Below are 16282 nucleotides of genomic sequence, written 5' to 3'. Positions count from 1 at the left end.
CGTCGGGACGCCGACCGGCGCCGGCCGGCGGTGTCGGCCGTGGGCACGACCAGGCGCACCACGCAGGCGTCCGGCGCGCCGAACGGCTCGAGGGCGGCGCTGGCGGACGGGGCCCCGGCCTGCTCCAGGGCACCCTGCACCACGCCGACGTGGAGGTTGCAGATCGCGTCCGGGTTGCGGTTGACCAGCTCCAGGAAGGGGCAGGTGTGCAGGTGGATCTCCGTCCGTCCGTCGCCGGTGTGGTGCAGACGGGGGCTGAAGCCGAGGCCGCGCAGCACGGCGAGGAGAACGTCGGTCGGGTCGTCACCGGGCGGGGTGACGGCGGCCAGTTGCCGGCCCCAGTCCTGCCCGGCCCGGGCGGCTTCGGCCCGCACGTCGCCCCGGTTGCGCCGAGACAGATGGTCGAGCAGAGCGACGGCCAGGGCCCGGTACGGCGCGGGCGCAGGAGCCTCGGCTGCGACGGTCCGGTAGCGCCAGGCCGGCCTGCCCGGCTGACCGCCGCTGGCCCGGGCCTTGACCAGCAGGCCCGCGTCGACCAGCCGGTCGAGGTGGGCGCGGGCGGTCGACGGGTGCAGCCCGGTCCGCTCTCCCACCTCCGCGATGGTCATGCCGCCCCCGGACGCCTTGATGATCTCCAGGATCGAGGCCCGGCTCGCGGTGCCGAGCGCCCGGTGCCGGCCCGTGTCGATCACTTCCCCGATCGGCCCTGTCCGCGTGGTTTCCACGCTGGATAACGTTACAACGTCGCCAGCCGTAAAAACCCGGGAGTCACGTTCTGCCGCTCACATTCCCGACAACGACCGGGACCCTGGTCCCGGCGGGACGGGTCTGACGAGGCCGATACAGATGGATCCGCGGGGGAGGGACGACAACTGGTCACTTCTCCGCTGGCCAGGGAAACGAGCCGGGCCGGTAGCCGCAGGACGGGTCCTGCGCCCACAGGTCCCCGGTGACCGCGTACGCCCGGGCCCGAGATCCCCCGCACACCGCGCGGAACTCGCAGGCGCCGCAGCGTCCCCGCAGCCGCCCCGGATCCCGCAGGCCGGTGAACAGCTCGGAGTCGCGGTAGATGTCTACCAGCGACAGCCGCCGAACGTTGCCCGCGGGCAGCGGCAGGAACCCGCTCGGGTGAACGTCCCCGCGGTGCGAGACGAAGACGAAGCCATTGCCCGCGCTGACCCGTAGTGGCGCCCGTCGCACCCGATCGGCGCGACCGGTCAGGCCGTGCTCGTCCAGGCGCGCGCGCAGTTCCCGGTACAGCGGCCCCAACCCGAACGCCGTCACCGGGTCCTCCCCGCGGCGCGCCAGCGCGTCGCGTTGCAGGCAGACCCGGCGGAAGTGGTGCGCCTCGGTGGTCTTCACCGGCACGGTTTCCCCGAGGTCGTAGAGCACGTGCAGCACGTCCTCGGTCTCCGCCGCGTCCAGGCTCGCCAGCGCCCGTCCACGACCGGTCGGCACGAGGAAGAAGACGCTCCACAGCGAGACGCCCCGATCGTGCACCTGGGCCGCGATCGCCGGCAGGTCGCGCACCGTGTCCCGGGTGACCGTCGTGTTGATCTGGACCTTGAGTCCCAGGTCCCGCGCCTCCTGCCAGGCCCGGCCGGTGAGCTCCCAGACTCCCGGCACGCCCCGGAACCCGTCGTGTCCGGCGGCGGTGGCCGCGTCCAGGCTCAGCGAGATGGCCCGGGCGCCGGCGTTCCGGATGCCGGCCAGGGCGTCCCGGGTGAGCGTCGGGGTGCCCGACGGCGACACCGACACCGGCAGGCCCAGCTCCTCCCCCCGGCAGACCAGCGTCTCCAGGTCCGGCCGCTGGAACGGGTCCCCACCGGTGATCACGAACAGCGGCGCGGGGCGGCCGAAGGCCGCGACCTGGGCCATGAGCGTCGTCGCCTCGTCGGTGTCGAGCTCGGCCGGGTCGCGCAGCGGCCGGGCCGACGCGCGGCAGTGCCGGCAGGCCAGCGGGCAGGCCTGGGTGGCCTCCCAGATGACGATGAACGGGCGCTCCCGTACGTCATGTCGTGGTGTCCGCACCGACGCTCCCGCCCGGTGCGGCCCGCCGCCTGATGCCGATGTGGTAGCCCCTGTCACGGCGTGCACGGTGCCCGGCGGAAACGGCGCACACCAGGGACCGGAGACCCCCGCCGATGGGTCGCTCGACCCGGGAATGCCACGGACGTCTCGGCCGTGACGGCACGGCCGAGGACGCTCGTCCTCAGCCGCCGAACCGCCCCATTCCCACCTGCGGCCGCCGCGTAGCCCGGTCGTCTCGACCACGGGCGTAACTGCCCGGTGATCTCGGGACCTTCGGCCCCGGTCCGGCGAGATATCGGGTCGGCAGGATTGCCGGGACGTCCCTCCGGTTCGTGTGCCGTGACCGGTCCGACCGTGGACGCCACAGCGACCGATCGGAGGCATGAGGCGTATGTCGCGAGCGACCGAGGAGGCGGAGCGGGCACTGCTGGCCGTGGGTGGCCGCACGCCCACCCGGACCGGCTGGGACGGACCATCTCGGCCACGGCACCGGGGCCGGGCCCGGACGGGCCGATGACCACCGTACGGATCCGGTACTTCGGCGGCACCCGGGCCGCCGCCGGAGTGACCGAGGAGGACCAGCAGGCCGGCACGCTGGCCGAACTGCTCGACCGGATCGGCGTTCGGCACGGACCGGAGCTACGGAACGCCCTGCGGGCGTGCAGCTTCCTGGTCGACGGCACCCAGTGGCGCGACGAACACCAGCTCCTACCTCCGGCCGCCACGGTCGACGTGCTACCGCCGTTCGCCGGCGGCTGAACCACGAAGGAGACATCATGGCCGACCCACGGCTGGACGACTGGCTCCCCGGCGCCGCGGCGGCGCTCGACCTGCCGACGCCGTCGAGCGACGACACCCGCGCACTGCTCGACCTGGTGCGGACGGTGGCACACGGTGTCTGCCGTCCGGCAGGCCCGCTCGCGGCGTATCTCGTCGGGGTGGCCGTCGGGCGGCGTGCCGACCTCGACGTGGCACGTGTCGCCCTGACCGCCCTCGTACCTGAGGAGGCCACGTGACCATCGTTGCGGGGCATCCGCACACCTCCCGGCCGACCGACTGGGCGGTGGCGCGCCCGCTGGCGCACGCGCTCCCGACACCGGGCGCCGCGGAGTTGGGACTTCCTGCCCTGACTCGTCCCGTTCGGCTGCAACAGGCTCAGAACCAGGAAGCGGATCATGCTGATCCGCTTTGGCTTGGGGCACCTTTCGACAATCTCGACGGAGAAAAGCGATGACCATGACCGGAGAAAGACACCCGGCGGCGGGCAACCGAACGCAGCCGGCCAGAACCAGCGGCGCGCCCCTTCAACTCGCCGTCGCCACCCTCGGATTTCTGGTCAACTTCTGGGCGTGGGCGCTGCTCGGGCCGCTGGGCCCGGGAATCAAGGAGCGGCTCGGCCTGAGCTTCGCCGCCCAGTCGCTGCTCGTCGCCGTGCCGGTGGTCGTCGGTTCGCTCGGCCGCATCCCGGTCGGGGCACTCACCGACCGGTACGGCGCGCGCCTGGTGTTTCCCCTGGTTACCGTGGCGACGATCGTCCCGGTGCTGACGCTCACCGTGGTCAACTCCTACGCGGCGCTGATCCTGACCGGCTTCTTCCTCGGCATCGGCGGCACCGCGTTCGCCGTCGGCGTCCCGCACGTCTCCGGCTGGTACCCGCCGGCGCGGCGGGGCTTCGCCATCGGCGTGTTCGGCGTGGGCATGGGTGGCACGGCGATCGCGAACTTCACCACCGTCCGGCTGGCCGACGCCTACGGCGAACGGGCTCCGTTCCTGCTCGTCGCCGCGATCCTCGCCGGGTACGCGGTGCTGGCGTTCCTGCTGCTGCGGGACGCCCCCGGCCGCACCCGGCCCACCGGTTCCCCCTGGCGGCGACTGGCCGACGTCGGGCGGCTCACCGTGACCTGGCAACTGTGCTTCCTGTACGCGGTCGGCTTCGGCGGCTTCGTCGCCTTCAGCGTCTACCTACCCGCCTACCTGGGCACCACGTACGAACTGAGCGCCGCCGACGGGGCGCTGCGCACCGCCGGCTTCGTGGTGCTGGCCGTGGCCGCCCGCCCCGTCGGCGGCTGGCTGTCCGACCGTCTGCACCCCGTGCCGGTGCTGGTGTGGTGCTTCGCCCTGGTGGCCGCCCTGGCCGTCGTCCAGGCCTTCGAACCGCCGCTGATGCCGGTTGCCACGGTGGCCCTCCTCGGCATGGCGATCCTGCTCGGTGCCGCCAGCGGAGCCGTCTTCGCGCTGGTCGGCAAGGTCGCCCCGGCCGAGCAGGTCGGCGCGGTCACCGGGCTGGTCGGCGCGGCGGGCGGCCTCGGTGGCTTCGTGCCGCCCCTCGTCATGGGCTGGGTGTACGGCGCACAGGGCTCGTACTCGATCGGGTTGATGCTGCTGTCGGACGTGGCGCTGGCCGCAGCGGTGTTCACCGCGGTACGGATGGGCGGCTTCGCCCGCAGGCCCGGTCGGCAACCGGTGGCGGCGTGAGGTCCCGCGGTCGAGCGGCTGCCTGACGGGCGCGGCGGGCTCCCCCCGCCGCGCCCGTCAGTCCTATACCTGGCCGCTGCCGTCCGGTGGGGGTGTCGGTGGTGACCGGCGCAGGCAACCCCAGCTCGGCAGCGGTGGCGGCGGCGTTCGGGCCAGAATCGACCGGGCCTGGTCGAGATCCCGTCGCCACGGCCACCACCTGACGCACACGGTCCAGCCCCCTCCGCCACCCAGGGGCTGGGGTTCGGGTACCTCTTACCCGCGTTCTACGCATCAACCGAAGTCGGACAGCCGGCCACCGGCGATGACCGGTCGCCGGCGAAGTGGACGCTCCTGTTTTGTCAAGCCTGTTGAGCTACCGCGTTGGCATGCCGCCGTGCTCGTCAGCTGCCATTGATTCGAGGTTCGACGCGAAGATGGCCAGCGGGGCGGGGGCGCCGGAAATCTGGAGTATGCCGTCGGCGTGGTCGATCGAGATCAGGACCATGCTGTTGGCTGCGGTTGAGATCCGGACGCAGGAGAGGGCGGTGCCGCCGAAGGGGTCGGTGGCGTCGTGCTCCGCCGCATGGGTTCCACCACCGGCCGAAATGAGTACGGCCAGGGCGTGGTGGTCGTCGGCGGTCTGTCAGGAGGGCGTCACCTCGAAGACGCCCCGGGCACCGCGTTCCGCGTCGACCATGGCGTGGCTGACGAACGGGTAGTGCCCGGGCTCGGGGAAGACCATCTCGACGAAGCCGCCGGCGGCCGGAGTCAACGAAAGCACCTGAGCCCCGCCGGGGTCGGCCGGCCGGCTCTCCCAGCGCCCCTCCCGGTAGACGGTGTCGAACTGGGCGCCGACGACGTGGAAGGAGCTGTCCCGGTTGGGGCCGGCGTCGAGCAGCCAGACGCGGACGCGCTCGCCGGCCCGCGCGGGTAGCGGCCGGTGGGCGTACTGGGCGACGTAGCCGTTGAAGACGACGGCATCGGGCCGCTCCGCCTGCATCTTCGCCAGGTCGCCGGGCTCGCCGTCGCCGCCGAGGTACAGCTCGGACTGGACGAGGACGTATTCCCGGTCGACCTTGGGCAGGTCGGGCGGGTCGATGATCACCGCGCCGTACATGCCGTTGCCGATGTGGTGCAGCATCGGCATGGTCGAGCAGTGATACATCCAGATGCCGGCCCGGGTGGCGGTGAACCGGTAGGTCAACCGCTGCCCGGGGTCGATCGGGCGCATCACCTCGTCCGGGGCGACCGCACCGGCGTGGAAGTCGATCCCGTGGTCGACCGTGCCGTCATTGATCAGGGTGATCTCGAAGGTGTCGCCGACCTTGCCGCGCAGCACCGGCCCGGGGACCGTGCCGTCGAACGTCCAGAGCTTCTGCCGTACGCCCGGGGCGACCTCGCGCTCCACCTCGCGCACCCGCAGTTCCCGCTTGTGCAGGCGACCGGGCGGCGTGGCCGGCGCGGCGGCGTCCCGGGCGGTGAAGGTCGCCGCGGGGGCGGCCATGGCGTCGACGCGCGGTACCTCCGCGCCGGGCGTGGTGTGCCCGCTCTCGTGGCCGGTGCCGGCCGGCGCGTCGGTGGTCGTGATCGTCAGCGTCATGCCGGCCTGGCGGTGCCCGGGCAGGGAGCACCAACCCGCCACCGGTCCGCCGATCACGCCGGCGTCCAGCCGCGCGGTCGCCCCACGGCCGATGGCGGCGGTCCGTTGGCCGGTGGCCAGGACGAGGTCGTGGCGGCGGTCGTCACGGTTGGTCACCTCGATGACCAGGCGGTCGCCGCGTGGAACGGTGATCCGGTCCGGTTGGAACCGCATCCCCTGCGCGACCACGGAGACGGTGGTGGTGCGCCCGGAGGCCGGCACGGATCCGTTCGCGGCCGTGCCGGCACCGGACGGTGCGGTGGAGAGCCGCTGGCCGGCGACGCCGACCAGGACGGCGATCAGGACGAGGGTGAGGCCTACGGCGACGCCACCGAGGGGGCGGATCGGCGTGGTGGGGTCGGGCCCGGACACGGTTACCTCCGCGCGGCGAGTAGGACCCGCACGGCCGGCACGAGGAACTGCACCAGCGCGGCGAGGATCAACAGTGAGGTGGTGATGCGAACGAACGGGGGACTCGGCAGGGCGAACACCACGAGGGCCGCGTTCGCCATCGCCACCCGTTGTGGCCAGTTGCGGTCGAGGATGGCGATGCGGCGCCGCGCCGGCCCCGGTCCGCCGCCGAGGACCACCGGCAGCAGGTAGCTCAACGACCCGATGAGGACCTGCGCGACGAAGCCGGCCAGCAACGGGACGAGCACGATCCCGAAACGGCCCGCCGCCTCCTCCGGCCCGGTGCTGGCGAGCAGGGTCGCGGTGTCGACGGCGAGCGCGACGAGCAGCCAGCCGGCGGCCGCCGCGATCGACCAGGTGGCGAAGGAGGCGGGTGGCCGGGCGCGGGCGGCGGTGATGGCGGGGCGCAGCGCGGTCAGCGCGCCGAGGACGAAGAGCACCAGGCCGCCCCCGATGACCGTACGCCACCAGGCGAGTAGCCCGACGCCGAGCAGGACGAGTCCGGTGGTCAGCAGGGGCAGGGCGAGCGTGGCGGCGCGGGCGGCGCCGGCGGCCATCCGGGCGCGCAACACCGTCGGCCAGAGCGTCAGCAGCGTGCCGAGGACGGTGAGGGTGACCCAGCCGAGCAGGTTGACGTGGGCGTGGAAGAGCGTCAGCCGGGGACGGGTCGCGTCGTCCACCACCAGCATCCAGGCTCCGACCGGGATACCGACGCCGATGGCGAGGGTCGCCGCGAGGTAGTAGTGGACGGTGACCGTGAACCGGCCGGGCAGTGCGGCGCGCAGGCGGCCGGCCAGCCAGTGGGCGTGGGCGGCGATCGCGGTGAAGACGAGGGCCGCGCCGGCGACTCCGGCCCACGGCCGGCCAACCAGGGCGCCGAACAGCACCGCCAGCACGCCGACATTGAGTACGGCGAGACGGGCCGTCTCCCCGCGGCGGTTCGGCGGTGCCGGGGCGCGCAGCACGGCGACGGTGAAGTGGGCGCCCCACACCACGATCGCGTTGGTCACCGCCCCGAGCAGGAGAAGGTGGATCGCCAGCCAACGCCAGGAGGGCAGGAACGGGTGACTGAAGGCGAGGACGACCAGCCCGGCCAGGTACGCCATCGGTAGCGCGGTCACGCGCCGGTGCCAGCCGGCCCGACCGGTCCCCGTCGACCCAGGCGTGGCCGCCCGGTCCGTCAGGGCCATCACCTCACCGCCATCGGAACGGGTCGGGTCGGCGACGCGTCCCGGTTTCGGGGCGGTCGCAGCGAAGACACCACCGCGAGGCCGACGAAGGCGAGGACCGCGAGGACGTTGGCCACGCCGGCCCCACGCCACACCGGCTGCACCCGCAGGGCGTCACCGATGACGACCCGCACCAGGAGGGAGGCGTGCAGCAGCGCCAACGGCGCGTACAGCAGGCGCTGGTACGGCAGGGGCCGGCGCAGCACGGCCGGCAGGATCACCGGGGCGTGCACGAAGATCATCGACATGGTGAACCCCAGGAAGACGGCGTGCAGGGTGGCGTCGTAGCGGGGGCCGTCAGCGCTGGCGCCCGCCCCGGCCCAGAGCAGGCCGGCCAGTCCCAGCCAGGCGTAGCCGGCGAGCAGGCCCAGCGCCACGTACCGGGGCAGACCCCGGCTCCGGACGGTGCGGCGGGCGACGTCGAAGGCGGCGAGCCAGGCCACCACGGCGAGCAGTCCCGCGCCGAACAGGTACGGGCCGATGCCGGGCCAGACGGCGGTGGCGGTCACGCCGGCCATCAGTGCCGACAGGGCGCCGAGGAACCACCGACCGGCGCGTGGGGGCAGCGCCACACGCGCCAGTTCGAAGCGTTCCCCCGCGATCGTGGCCACCACGAACGTGGCCAGCCACGGCACGATCTCGGCCACGGTGAGTCCGGCGAGCCAGAGCAGTGTGGCGGCGTACCAGGCCAGCGCGCCGGCAGCCTGGGCGAACAGCGCGACGCCCGGCTGACGCCGCCAGATCTGCCGGTAGACGCCGAGCAGGAGGACCGAGGCGACCATCAGCAACAGGCGGGCGGTGAGGCTCGGCCCGGTGAGCACCAGCAGCAGGGCGCCGCCGCCGGAGCAGGCCGGCGCGAGCAGGGCCCAGCGGTCGCCCAGTGCCACCGCCCGCTCCAGGGCGATCAGGGTCCCGACGAAGCCGAGGACCATCAGCGGCCCGTGCACCTCTGCCAGCTGTCCCGGGGGCGCGGGCACCCGGGTGCCGAGCAGCAACAGGGCCGCGTACAGGCCGGTGAGCAGGGCGACCCCGCCAGCGGCGAGGGCTGGCAACCGCCAGGCGACGGGTATCGGCCGGGGCGTGGTCATGACCGGAGCCGATGGCAGGGAGAGCCGCACCAGGTTGCGGATCGCCACCCCTGGCTCTGGGTGCCGAGGGCCCGACGGCGGGGAGTGCCGATCGTCTCCCCAACCGGCCCTTCTCCACGGGTTTTCACGATGGTTAACGTTACAACGTCAAACGGCATCAAAACCCGGGAGGGCGCCATGTCACAGTCGGAAGCGACCGCGGACCGCCAGGCGGCCGAGGCGGTCGTACGGCACCACGCCGCACTCGCCACCACACTCGACACGCTGACCAACCACCTGGTGGAGGCAGCCGGCCGCGGCGACGACGCGGAGGCGATGCGTGCTCGCGACGAACTCGTCCGGTGGCTGCACGCCGAGCTGCTGCCGCACGCGCACGCAGAGGAGGCCGCCCTATACCCGCCGCGGCGGCACTCGCCGAGGGGAAGCTGCTCGTCGACGGCATGCTCGGTGAGCACAAGGCCATCGTCGGGCTCGTCTCCGAGCTGGCCGGCCTCACCCGCGCGGTACCCGCGGCAGCGGCCGCCAGCGCCCTCGCCGCGCTGTTCGCGGTGCACCTCGACAAGGAGAACCACCTGGTCGTACCACTACTGGTCGGAGCCGCGGACGTCTCGCTCGCGGGGTTGCTCGCCGGCATGCACGACCTGCTGGGCGAGGCGACGCCGGCCGCCGGGGGCGGGTGCGGCGGCGGCTCCTGTGGCTGCGGCGGGGACGCCCCGGCCGGCGCAGGCGCGGCGCCGGTGCTGAGCATCGACCCCCGGCTGGACGTCCGGGACCTGCCGCACGGACAGCGGCACGCCACCGCGCTCGCCGCCCTGGACCGGCTGCGGGCGGGTGACGCGCTGGTCCTGGTCGCGCCGCACGCGCCCCGGCCGCTGCTCGCCGAGATCGACCAACGCTACGGCGGCGCAGTGACGACCGAGTGGCTGCAGGAGGGCCCGCAGGTGTGGCAGATCCGGCTGAGCCGGACGCTCGCACCCCGCTGACCGGCACGACGACGATTGCGGGACGCCGGGCGGTGTGACCACCGTCCCGGCGCCGGCGGGTCTTTCGGCCTGGCTGGCCGTGCCGCGCCGGGTGGACGATCGAACCGCGCCTGGAGGAGATAGGGAGAAGGACATGTGCAACTACTGCGGCTGCCGCGACTTCCCGCTGATCGGCCGGCTGTCGGCCGAGCACGACGAGATCGCCAACGCGGCCGGCGAGCTCCGCCGGGCCATTCTCGCCGAGACCGACGACCGGCTGGCCGCCCTGGACGCCCTGCTCTCCCTGCTGCTGCCGCACACCGCGACCGAGGAGACCGGCCTCTTCGTCGAACTGCGCGAAGAGGGCAGCCTGGCCGAGGCCGTCGACAAGCTCTGCGCCGAACACGACGACATCCACGGCGTGCTCGGTGCGGTGGATCGGACGACCCCGGACTGGCCCGCCGTGCTCGCCGCCCTGGACCGGCTGCACCGGCACATCGACAACGAGGAGCACGGGCTCTTCCCGGCCGCCGTGATCGCCCTGCCCATTCCGGCGTGGGACCGGATCACCGGCATGGCGGAGGCCGATCCGGCGACGTCGTAGGTACGGGTACGCCGTGAGCCCGCCCGACCCTTCGGACGCTCGACCCGTTGGGGCAGCAGAGGTGCCGGTCGGCGCCGCCGCGCGATCCTTGTCGCGATCTTGGCGCGGAACTCATCGATTTCCACGCATGCTGACAGCCCACCTTCGACACCGTCAGCTACGCCGGACGGCGTAGCGTGATGGCGGGTTAAGTTTTGCTTATCGCGTTGCCGGTCAACGACGGAAGCTCGGTACCTTGCCCGGATGCGACACATCAAGACCGTAATCGCCGCGCTCGTCGTGGGTCCGCTGGCCTGGGTCCTGCTCGCCGCTGGACAAGGCCGGTCCCTGCGGGTGTTCGGGGATGCGCAGGAAAGCGGTGGTGCCCTCGACGCTGACGCTCTGCTCGAGCCGTTGCTGGTGCTCGCGGCTGCTGGCCTTCTGCTCGGGCTCGTCGCCACCGTACGGATTTCCCCGCTCGGCTCGGTGCTGACCGGGCTGGCGTACACGGTCAGCTACGTGGGCCTGTTGTTCAGCCCGGCACGGCTGCTGGATCTACTCGGTCACAAGCTGAGCGTGGTGGGTTACCAGATCGACCTGCTCACCCCGGTACGGACCGGGACGACGCTGCTGCTGGGCTCGCTGCTCCTGGTCGGGGTCGCCAGTGTCCAGAGGTGGCGGCGCTGGCCGCAGCCGGACGCCGATGAGTCGGCGGCCGTCGTCCCCGACAAGATCATGCCGCTGGCGTCGGAACGGGACCGCCCGCTCGGCGCGGACGGACTCCGCCCGCTCGGCGCGGACGGGCTCGGGTCGACGAAGCAGGCTGAGGATCCGACGAAGCCAGGTAGGGCCGACGAGCCGGAGCCGGTGATGGTCGGCGGTTCGCCCTGGACCGATTCGCTGCCCGGCGAATCCGCGAACGTGCCCTGGCAGTCGGGCTTTCCGGCTGTTCACCGACGACCTCGTCGCTGACTTCACGGTCACCTTCGATCTGCTCGCCAGCATCGTCGACGTCGTTGGCTGGCGGAGGGTGTGCCGAGGCCGCCGCCGTTGTTGCGGCCGTTGTCGAAGCTGCCGATCATGCGTCGCTGGCAGATGCCGCGGTGCAGCAGCCCGGACAGCACGCATGCACTTGCTGGCGCGCGGCTTCATGGCTCCGTCGGGACGTCTCCCTACGCTGGCGAGCAGTGCCTGGACGCGGGTGAACGTCTCGTCGTCGGCCAGCGGTTCGTAGGCGAGGGCGCGAGTAGGTCACCGCTCGCGCAGCCGGGCCACCGGGTCGGCCGGCGGGACCGCCGGGCTTGAGGTCGTGGTCGACCACCTGCGCCAGACCTGTTCGAGTTCGGTGAGCATGGATGCCGCCGACCGCACCACCGTCACGTCGCCGCCGGCCAACTGCTCCTTCCGCTGTCAGCGAGCGCATGGAACAGGGCGTCCGCCCGGTCGGCGTCTTTCTCGGTCACGAGGCGCACGTACAGCCGTCCGGTTGTGCGTGCGCCTCGTTCTGCCTACGTGCTGTCGTGCCGATCGAAGTGGTTCGGCGTCGTGCCGGGCCATGGCCCCCCCGAGTCTGCGCACGACCGTTGATGCTCGGCCGCCCGCATCTGCGGTTCGCGGCAGGGTTGACGTGGCCAGGCGCGGCATGGATTCTTGTTACTGGTATAGACCGGTCTGGCTAGCTGATCTCGGTTGGGAGTGGACGACGCGGCGCAGGGATCGGGTGCCGGTCGGCGCCGCGACTATTGAAGGAGTGGAGGTGTGATGTTTCTGTCGCGTTCGTTTCGTGGCTGTCGCCGCGCCGGAATATTCGCCGGATTGGTCGGGCTCGCCATTGGGCTGGTGAACCCTCCTCCTGCTCGGGGCGAGGCCCAGGCTCCTGATCGGGTGGATATGGCCCGTATTCTCCCGGTGCCGCAGCAGGTAGCGCCGCGTCCGGGGTCCGTCGTCCTGCCCGGCGATGTCGATGTCGTCGCGGGCGCGGCCGTGGATTCGGCGGCCCAGGAATCGCTCGTGGATCTGCTCGGGGCGCACGGTGTCACGGCCAGGGTCGTCCGAACCGCGGACATGTCGACGTCGCGCCCGTTGATCCTCCTCGGCGGACCGGGCGAGACGTCGGCGAGCACCGCAGTGCTGAGTGCCCTCGGGGTCGAGGGGCCAGCGGGGCTGCCCGGTGAGGGGTACGTCCTGGCGGCCGGCCACGATCGTCTCGGGCGACCGCGGATCGTCCTCGCGGGTCTGGACGGCGCCGGCACCTTCTACGCCGTTCAGTCACTGCGTCAGCTGCTCGTGTCGGAAGGCTCCCGGGTAACAGTTGACGGTGTAGCGGTGCGCGACTGGCCGGGTTACCGAATTCGGGGCGGCATGGAGTCGTTCTACGGACCGGTGTGGTCGCAGGAGGACCGGCGCTCGCAGATCGAGTTCCTGGCTCGGCACAAGATGAACCAGTTCTTCTACGGGCCTGCGGACGACCTGCGTACCGGCTCGAAGTGGGACTCCCTGTACGACGAGGCGGAACTGGGCCGGCTGAAGGAGATCGTGGACCTGGCGCGGTCGCGTCATGTCGATTTCGTGTACCGGGTCTCGCCGGAGGCGCCCTTGGCGCCCGGTCAGGGGATGTGCCACGTGCGCGAGTCCGATCGGGCCAAGCTGCTGGCCCGCTTCGCGCAGTTGTGGGAGATCGGGGTCCGCAGTTACGTCATCGCCTGGGACGACGTGTCCGGTAACTTCGCGTGCCAGGAGGACCGGGACGCCTACCAGGGCGATTCATCGCCGCTCGCCGCCGCCCAGGCCGGGGTCACCAACCTGGTCCAACGCGAGTTCATCGAGAAGCACCCCGGCGCCACCCGTCTGGTGACCGTGCCGACCGAGTACTGGGGCATGACCCGTACGCCGTACAAGAACCGGTTCGACGAGTTGGTGAGCGCCGACGTCGACCTCTACTGGACCGGGCCGGAAGTGGTCTCGCCGAGCATCACCAGGGACGACCTCCGGGCGGCGCAGGCCGCCTGGCCGCGGCACCGGATCATGCTCTGGGACAACTACCCGGTCAACGACTACAGCCCCAACCGGCTGCTGTTGGGCCCACTGGTGAACCGCGACGCCAGCATGGCGGACGACGTCATCGGCATCTCGTTCAACGAACTCGTCCAGCACCAGGAGGCCTCGCTGATCTCACTCGGCACGCAGGCCGACTACGCCTGGAACCCCGGGGCCTACGACCCGGAGCGCTCATGGACGCGCACGCTGCAGATCGTCGGCGGCGACGCCTACCAGGAGCTGCGGCTGTTCGCGGAGAACAACCGGGCCAGCGTCCTCGACAACACCGCACGGCCGCAGTTCGCCGCGCTCGTCAACCGGCTCATCGCCGAGTACTCGGCGGGCCGGCCGGTGGGCGACGAACTCGAGCAGCTCGATCGTGAGATGCGCCGCCTGGCGGAACTGCCCGCCGCGCTCCGGGCGCAGCTCGACAACCCCGCGCTGCTCAAGCAGATCGGGCCCTGGCTGGACCGCGTCGGAGTGACCGGCCAGGCAGGCCGGGCGGCCGTGGCCATCCTCCGGGCCCAGGACCGGGGGGACGGCGAAGCGGCCTGGCTGGCACGACGGGACCAGGCGCGTGCCCGTGGCATCCTCGACAGGACGTGGCACCAGATCAGCCCCGGTCCGGTCGACGACCTGCTCAGCTTCGCGGCCTCGCAGAGCGACGGCTACATCGGTGACCGCTGGTACGGCGACCTCGGGGCTCCGACGGGCCTACCGGCTGCCACCCAGGGGTCGGCGCTGGGCAACCTGACCGACCGGCGCGACGACACGGCGTACGTCGCCGCCGGCAAGCCGCAGGACGGCGACGTGATCACGGTTCCGATCACCAAGCCGCACCGGCTGTCGGCGGTGACCGTGGTGCAGGACGCGACCGCTCCCGCCGACGGCATGATCCAGGCGCTGGTCGACGGCGCCTGGGTGGATCTCGGACCGCTCGCTGACGGGTTCACCAAGGTGCCGGCCGCGGACCTCGCGGCCGGCGCGGTACGGATCCGGTGGACATCGGGCAGCGCGGCCCCGCACATCTACGAGATCGTCCCGCACTACTCCGACGTGTTCAGCGGCACCGTCTCGGTCGATCCGCCGGGATCGCTGATCGCGCCCGGTAAGACGAAGCGATTCCAGGTCACCTTCGAGGTGTTCGCGGATCACGGGATCAGTGGCCAGGTGAGCGCCACCGGCCCGGCCGGCTGGACCATCGACCCGGCGAAGCAGGTGTTCCGTGCCCAGCCGGGTGGGCGGACCATCGTCGCGAGCGTACCGGTGGAGGTGACCGTCCCGGCCGACGCCGAGCCGGGACGCCACCAGGTGACGGTGTCCTTCGCCGAGGACGGCGTGCCACCGGTGAACGTGTCGCTCCCGATCCTGGTCGGGGAGCAGAGCTACCCGAACCTCGTGACCGGGGCGAACCCGGCCGGCTACTGGCGGCTCGGCGACGCGACCGGCTCCAGCACCGCCGTGGACGGCTCCGCCAGCCAGCGGAACGGCACCTACCTGGCCGGTGCCCACCCGGGGGCCGAGGGTGCGATCACCGGTGACCGGGCGGCAGACCTCTCCGCCGGGTACGTCGAGGCGCCACGAAGCCCGCGAACCGACCTCCGGGGCGCGTTCACCCTGGAGGCGTGGGTGAAGCTCGACACGCTCGCCCCGGCGCCGGGGCAGGCGATCATCGAGAGTTACAGCGGGCCGGCGGTCAACGGGTATGCGCTGAGGGTGACAGACGGCGTCCTGCAGGCGTGGTCGCTGGGCGCTGCCGGAAAGGGGTACGGCCTGGTGACCGGCCGTACCCGGCTGTCACCGAACACGTGGCACCACGTCGCCGCCGTCTTCGACGGGTCACGACTGACCGTGTACCTCGACGGGGTGGCGGACAACAGCGTCGCGACGTCGGTGTCGCCAGGCAGCGGTACGGCGGGCGTCAAGCTCGGTGGCCGCGGAGACGACGCGAACCAGCGGCTCCAGGGCGACCTCGACGAGGCGGCGATCTACGACCGGGCCCTGACCGCGGCCGAACTCGAGGCGCACCACCTCACCGGCCTCGGCTGACCGGCCTCCCCCGATGTGCGTCAGCCCTCCGGCGACGGGGGGCTGACGTGCATCTGGATGGCGTAACGATCCCCGCGGTAGAGCGACCGGCCGAACTCCACGACCTTTCCCATGTTGTCCACCGAGATGCGCTCGATCAGGAACGCCGGGCTGTCCTCCGCGACTTCGAGCCGCTTCGCCTCGGCGTCGGTCAGCCGGGCGATGGTGACCGTCTGCCGCGCCGATTCCAGCCGCACCCCGAAGGCGCGGCCCAGCACCTCGTACAGCGAGTCGTCGCGCCCCATCACCGCCAGCAGGTTGGGGAACCGCGTCGCGGCGAGGTTGGTCCGCTCCAGCGCCATCGGGATGCCGTCCGCGGTGCGGATCCGCTCGATGTAATGGGTCGGCTCGCCCGGGGCGATGTCGAGGCTGGCGGCGACGGCGCGAGTGGCCGGGCGGGTGCGGGCGCGGTACGACTTGGCGCCCGGTGCCATGCCGCGCATCCGCATGTCCTCGCTGAACGAGCGGAAGATCTCCGAGTGGGTCAGCGTGGGGTGCTGCACGAAGGTCCCGCGCCCGGGCACCCGCCGGACCATTCTCTTCGACTCCAGCGCGTCGATGGAGCCCCGGACGGTCATCCGGGCGACGCCGAACCGTTCGGCGAGGACCCGCTCCGAGGGAAGCAGCGCGCCGTCCCGCGAGCTCAGGACCATAGCGGTGAGCACGTCTCTGATGTGCTCGCCCTTGCCGCGGTTGTGCTCCGCCAGCAACGATTCAAGCGCCCCGTCGCTCGGCTCGTGTCGCCTCCTTGGCACGGA

General features: G+C 72.3%; 15 protein-coding genes and 1 pseudogene. 8 read left to right on the top strand and 8 right to left on the bottom strand.

Annotated elements, in window-relative coordinates; all coding sequences use genetic code 11:
* Positions 1-29 precede the first annotated feature (29 nt).
* Together ACGFZ2_RS23565 and ACGFZ2_RS23560 are read right to left on the bottom strand one after the other, a co-directional pair.
* Positions 30-725 (bottom strand): annotated as a pseudogene (locus tag ACGFZ2_RS23565) (helix-turn-helix transcriptional regulator); the annotation flags it as partial.
* 151 nt (positions 726-876) lie between these two features.
* Positions 877-2031, bottom strand: a complete 1155-nt coding sequence (locus tag ACGFZ2_RS23560; RefSeq protein WP_393456867.1) for a TIGR04053 family radical SAM/SPASM domain-containing protein — start codon at positions 2029-2031, stop codon at positions 877-879.
* A gap of 513 nt (positions 2032-2544) precedes the next feature.
* Here ACGFZ2_RS23560 and ACGFZ2_RS23555 point away from each other — a divergent pair.
* The 4 genes from ACGFZ2_RS23555 to ACGFZ2_RS23540 are packed head-to-tail and all read left to right on the top strand — an operon-like array spanning position 2545 to position 4506.
* The gene (locus ACGFZ2_RS23555; protein WP_393456864.1) at positions 2545-2790 is read left to right on the top strand and encodes a MoaD/ThiS family protein; all 246 of its coding nucleotides are present in this window, start codon (positions 2545-2547) and stop codon (positions 2788-2790) included.
* A 17-nt stretch (positions 2791-2807) separates the two neighbouring features.
* Entirely contained in the window at positions 2808-3047 is a 240-nt protein-coding gene (locus tag ACGFZ2_RS23550) for a DUF6457 domain-containing protein (RefSeq protein WP_393263508.1), read from the top strand.
* Entirely contained in the window at positions 3044-3265 is a 222-nt protein-coding gene (locus ACGFZ2_RS23545) for a hypothetical protein (RefSeq protein ID WP_393456861.1), read from the top strand. The genes ACGFZ2_RS23550 and ACGFZ2_RS23545 overlap by 4 nt, the downstream gene beginning before the upstream one ends.
* Positions 3262-4506 carry a nitrate/nitrite transporter gene (locus ACGFZ2_RS23540; protein WP_393263504.1) on the top strand — a complete coding sequence of 415 codons (1245 nt, stop codon included), beginning with the start codon at positions 3262-3264 and terminating at the stop codon, positions 4504-4506. Before ACGFZ2_RS23545 ends, ACGFZ2_RS23540 begins: the two co-directional genes overlap by 4 nt.
* Before the next feature lie 625 nt (positions 4507-5131).
* On the opposite strand, the gene ACGFZ2_RS23535 is transcribed toward ACGFZ2_RS23540, so the two are convergent.
* From ACGFZ2_RS23535 to ACGFZ2_RS23520, 4 genes are all read right to left on the bottom strand, one after another.
* Positions 5132-6499 (bottom strand): multicopper oxidase domain-containing protein, encoded by a 1368-nt coding sequence (locus ACGFZ2_RS23535; protein WP_393456858.1) that lies wholly within the window; start codon positions 6497-6499, stop codon positions 5132-5134.
* Between the two features lie 2 nt (positions 6500-6501).
* Complete coding sequence (locus ACGFZ2_RS23530) at positions 6502-7659, bottom strand: hypothetical protein (RefSeq protein WP_393456855.1); 1158 nt, start codon at positions 7657-7659, stop codon at positions 6502-6504.
* Positions 7660-7727: 68 nt separating this feature from the next.
* The gene (locus tag ACGFZ2_RS23525; protein ID WP_393456852.1) at positions 7728-8855 is read right to left on the bottom strand and encodes a hypothetical protein; all 1128 of its coding nucleotides are present in this window, start codon (positions 8853-8855) and stop codon (positions 7728-7730) included.
* Positions 8856-9035: 180 nt separating this feature from the next.
* The gene (locus ACGFZ2_RS23520) at positions 9036-9224 is read right to left on the bottom strand and encodes a hypothetical protein (protein ID WP_393456849.1); all 189 of its coding nucleotides are present in this window, start codon (positions 9222-9224) and stop codon (positions 9036-9038) included.
* A gap of 71 nt (positions 9225-9295) precedes the next feature.
* Here ACGFZ2_RS23520 and ACGFZ2_RS23515 point away from each other — a divergent pair, with 71 nt between their 5' ends.
* The 3 genes from ACGFZ2_RS23515 to ACGFZ2_RS23505 all read left to right on the top strand — a co-directional run bounded on the left by ACGFZ2_RS23515 (position 9296) and on the right by ACGFZ2_RS23505 (position 11372).
* The gene (locus ACGFZ2_RS23515; RefSeq protein WP_393456846.1) at positions 9296-9838 is read left to right on the top strand and encodes a DUF2249 domain-containing protein; all 543 of its coding nucleotides are present in this window, start codon (positions 9296-9298) and stop codon (positions 9836-9838) included.
* A gap of 133 nt (positions 9839-9971) precedes the next feature.
* A complete protein-coding gene (locus ACGFZ2_RS23510; protein ID WP_393263490.1) occupies positions 9972-10421 on the top strand; it encodes a hemerythrin domain-containing protein in 450 nt (149 codons plus the stop codon).
* A gap of 243 nt (positions 10422-10664) precedes the next feature.
* On the top strand, positions 10665-11372 hold the full coding sequence (locus ACGFZ2_RS23505) for a hypothetical protein (RefSeq protein ID WP_393456843.1): 708 nt from the start codon (positions 10665-10667) through the stop codon (positions 11370-11372).
* A gap of 279 nt (positions 11373-11651) precedes the next feature.
* On the opposite strand, the gene ACGFZ2_RS23500 is transcribed toward ACGFZ2_RS23505, so the two are convergent.
* Positions 11652-11795: a hypothetical protein gene (locus tag ACGFZ2_RS23500; RefSeq protein WP_393456840.1), complete on the bottom strand. Its 144-nt coding sequence runs from the start codon at positions 11793-11795 to the stop codon at positions 11652-11654.
* A 366-nt stretch (positions 11796-12161) separates the two neighbouring features.
* Between ACGFZ2_RS23500 and ACGFZ2_RS23495 the strand changes: the two genes are divergently transcribed.
* A complete protein-coding gene (locus ACGFZ2_RS23495) occupies positions 12162-15485 on the top strand; it encodes a beta-N-acetylglucosaminidase domain-containing protein (RefSeq protein ID WP_393457061.1) in 3324 nt (1107 codons plus the stop codon).
* Between the two features lie 20 nt (positions 15486-15505).
* Here ACGFZ2_RS23495 and ACGFZ2_RS23490 read toward each other — a convergent pair whose 3' ends face one another.
* Positions 15506-16279 carry a GntR family transcriptional regulator gene (locus ACGFZ2_RS23490; protein WP_393263485.1) on the bottom strand — a complete coding sequence of 258 codons (774 nt, stop codon included), beginning with the start codon at positions 16277-16279 and terminating at the stop codon, positions 15506-15508.
* Positions 16280-16282 lie beyond the last annotated feature (3 nt).

The sequence above is a fragment of the Micromonospora sp. NPDC048063 genome, assembly GCF_043202855.1.
Classification (GTDB): Bacteria; Actinomycetota; Actinomycetes; order Mycobacteriales; family Micromonosporaceae; genus Micromonospora.
The sequence above is the reverse complement of the archived record's forward strand: the minus strand, read 5'-3'. Positions and strand labels throughout refer to the sequence as shown.

What these genes read in the sequence shown, in the direction of transcription:
- ACGFZ2_RS23555 (WP_393456864.1), top strand. Translation starts at nt 2,545, where the DNA reads ATGACCACCGTACGGATCCGGTACTTCGGCGGCACCCGGGCCGCCGCC.
- ACGFZ2_RS23550 (WP_393263508.1), top strand. Translation starts at nt 2,808, where the DNA reads ATGGCCGACCCACGGCTGGACGACTGGCTCCCCGGCGCCGCGGCGGCG.
- ACGFZ2_RS23540 (WP_393263504.1), top strand. Translation starts at nt 3,262, where the DNA reads ATGACCATGACCGGAGAAAGACACCCGGCGGCGGGCAACCGAACGCAG.
- ACGFZ2_RS23525 (WP_393456852.1), bottom strand. Translation starts at nt 8,855, where the DNA reads ATGACCACGCCCCGGCCGATACCCGTCGCCTGGCGGTTGCCAGCCCTC.
- ACGFZ2_RS23515 (WP_393456846.1), top strand. Translation starts at nt 9,296, where the DNA reads ATGCTCGGTGAGCACAAGGCCATCGTCGGGCTCGTCTCCGAGCTGGCC.
- ACGFZ2_RS23510 (WP_393263490.1), top strand. Translation starts at nt 9,972, where the DNA reads ATGTGCAACTACTGCGGCTGCCGCGACTTCCCGCTGATCGGCCGGCTG.
- ACGFZ2_RS23505 (WP_393456843.1), top strand. Translation starts at nt 10,665, where the DNA reads ATGCGACACATCAAGACCGTAATCGCCGCGCTCGTCGTGGGTCCGCTG.
- ACGFZ2_RS23495 (WP_393457061.1), top strand. Translation starts at nt 12,162, where the DNA reads ATGTTTCTGTCGCGTTCGTTTCGTGGCTGTCGCCGCGCCGGAATATTC.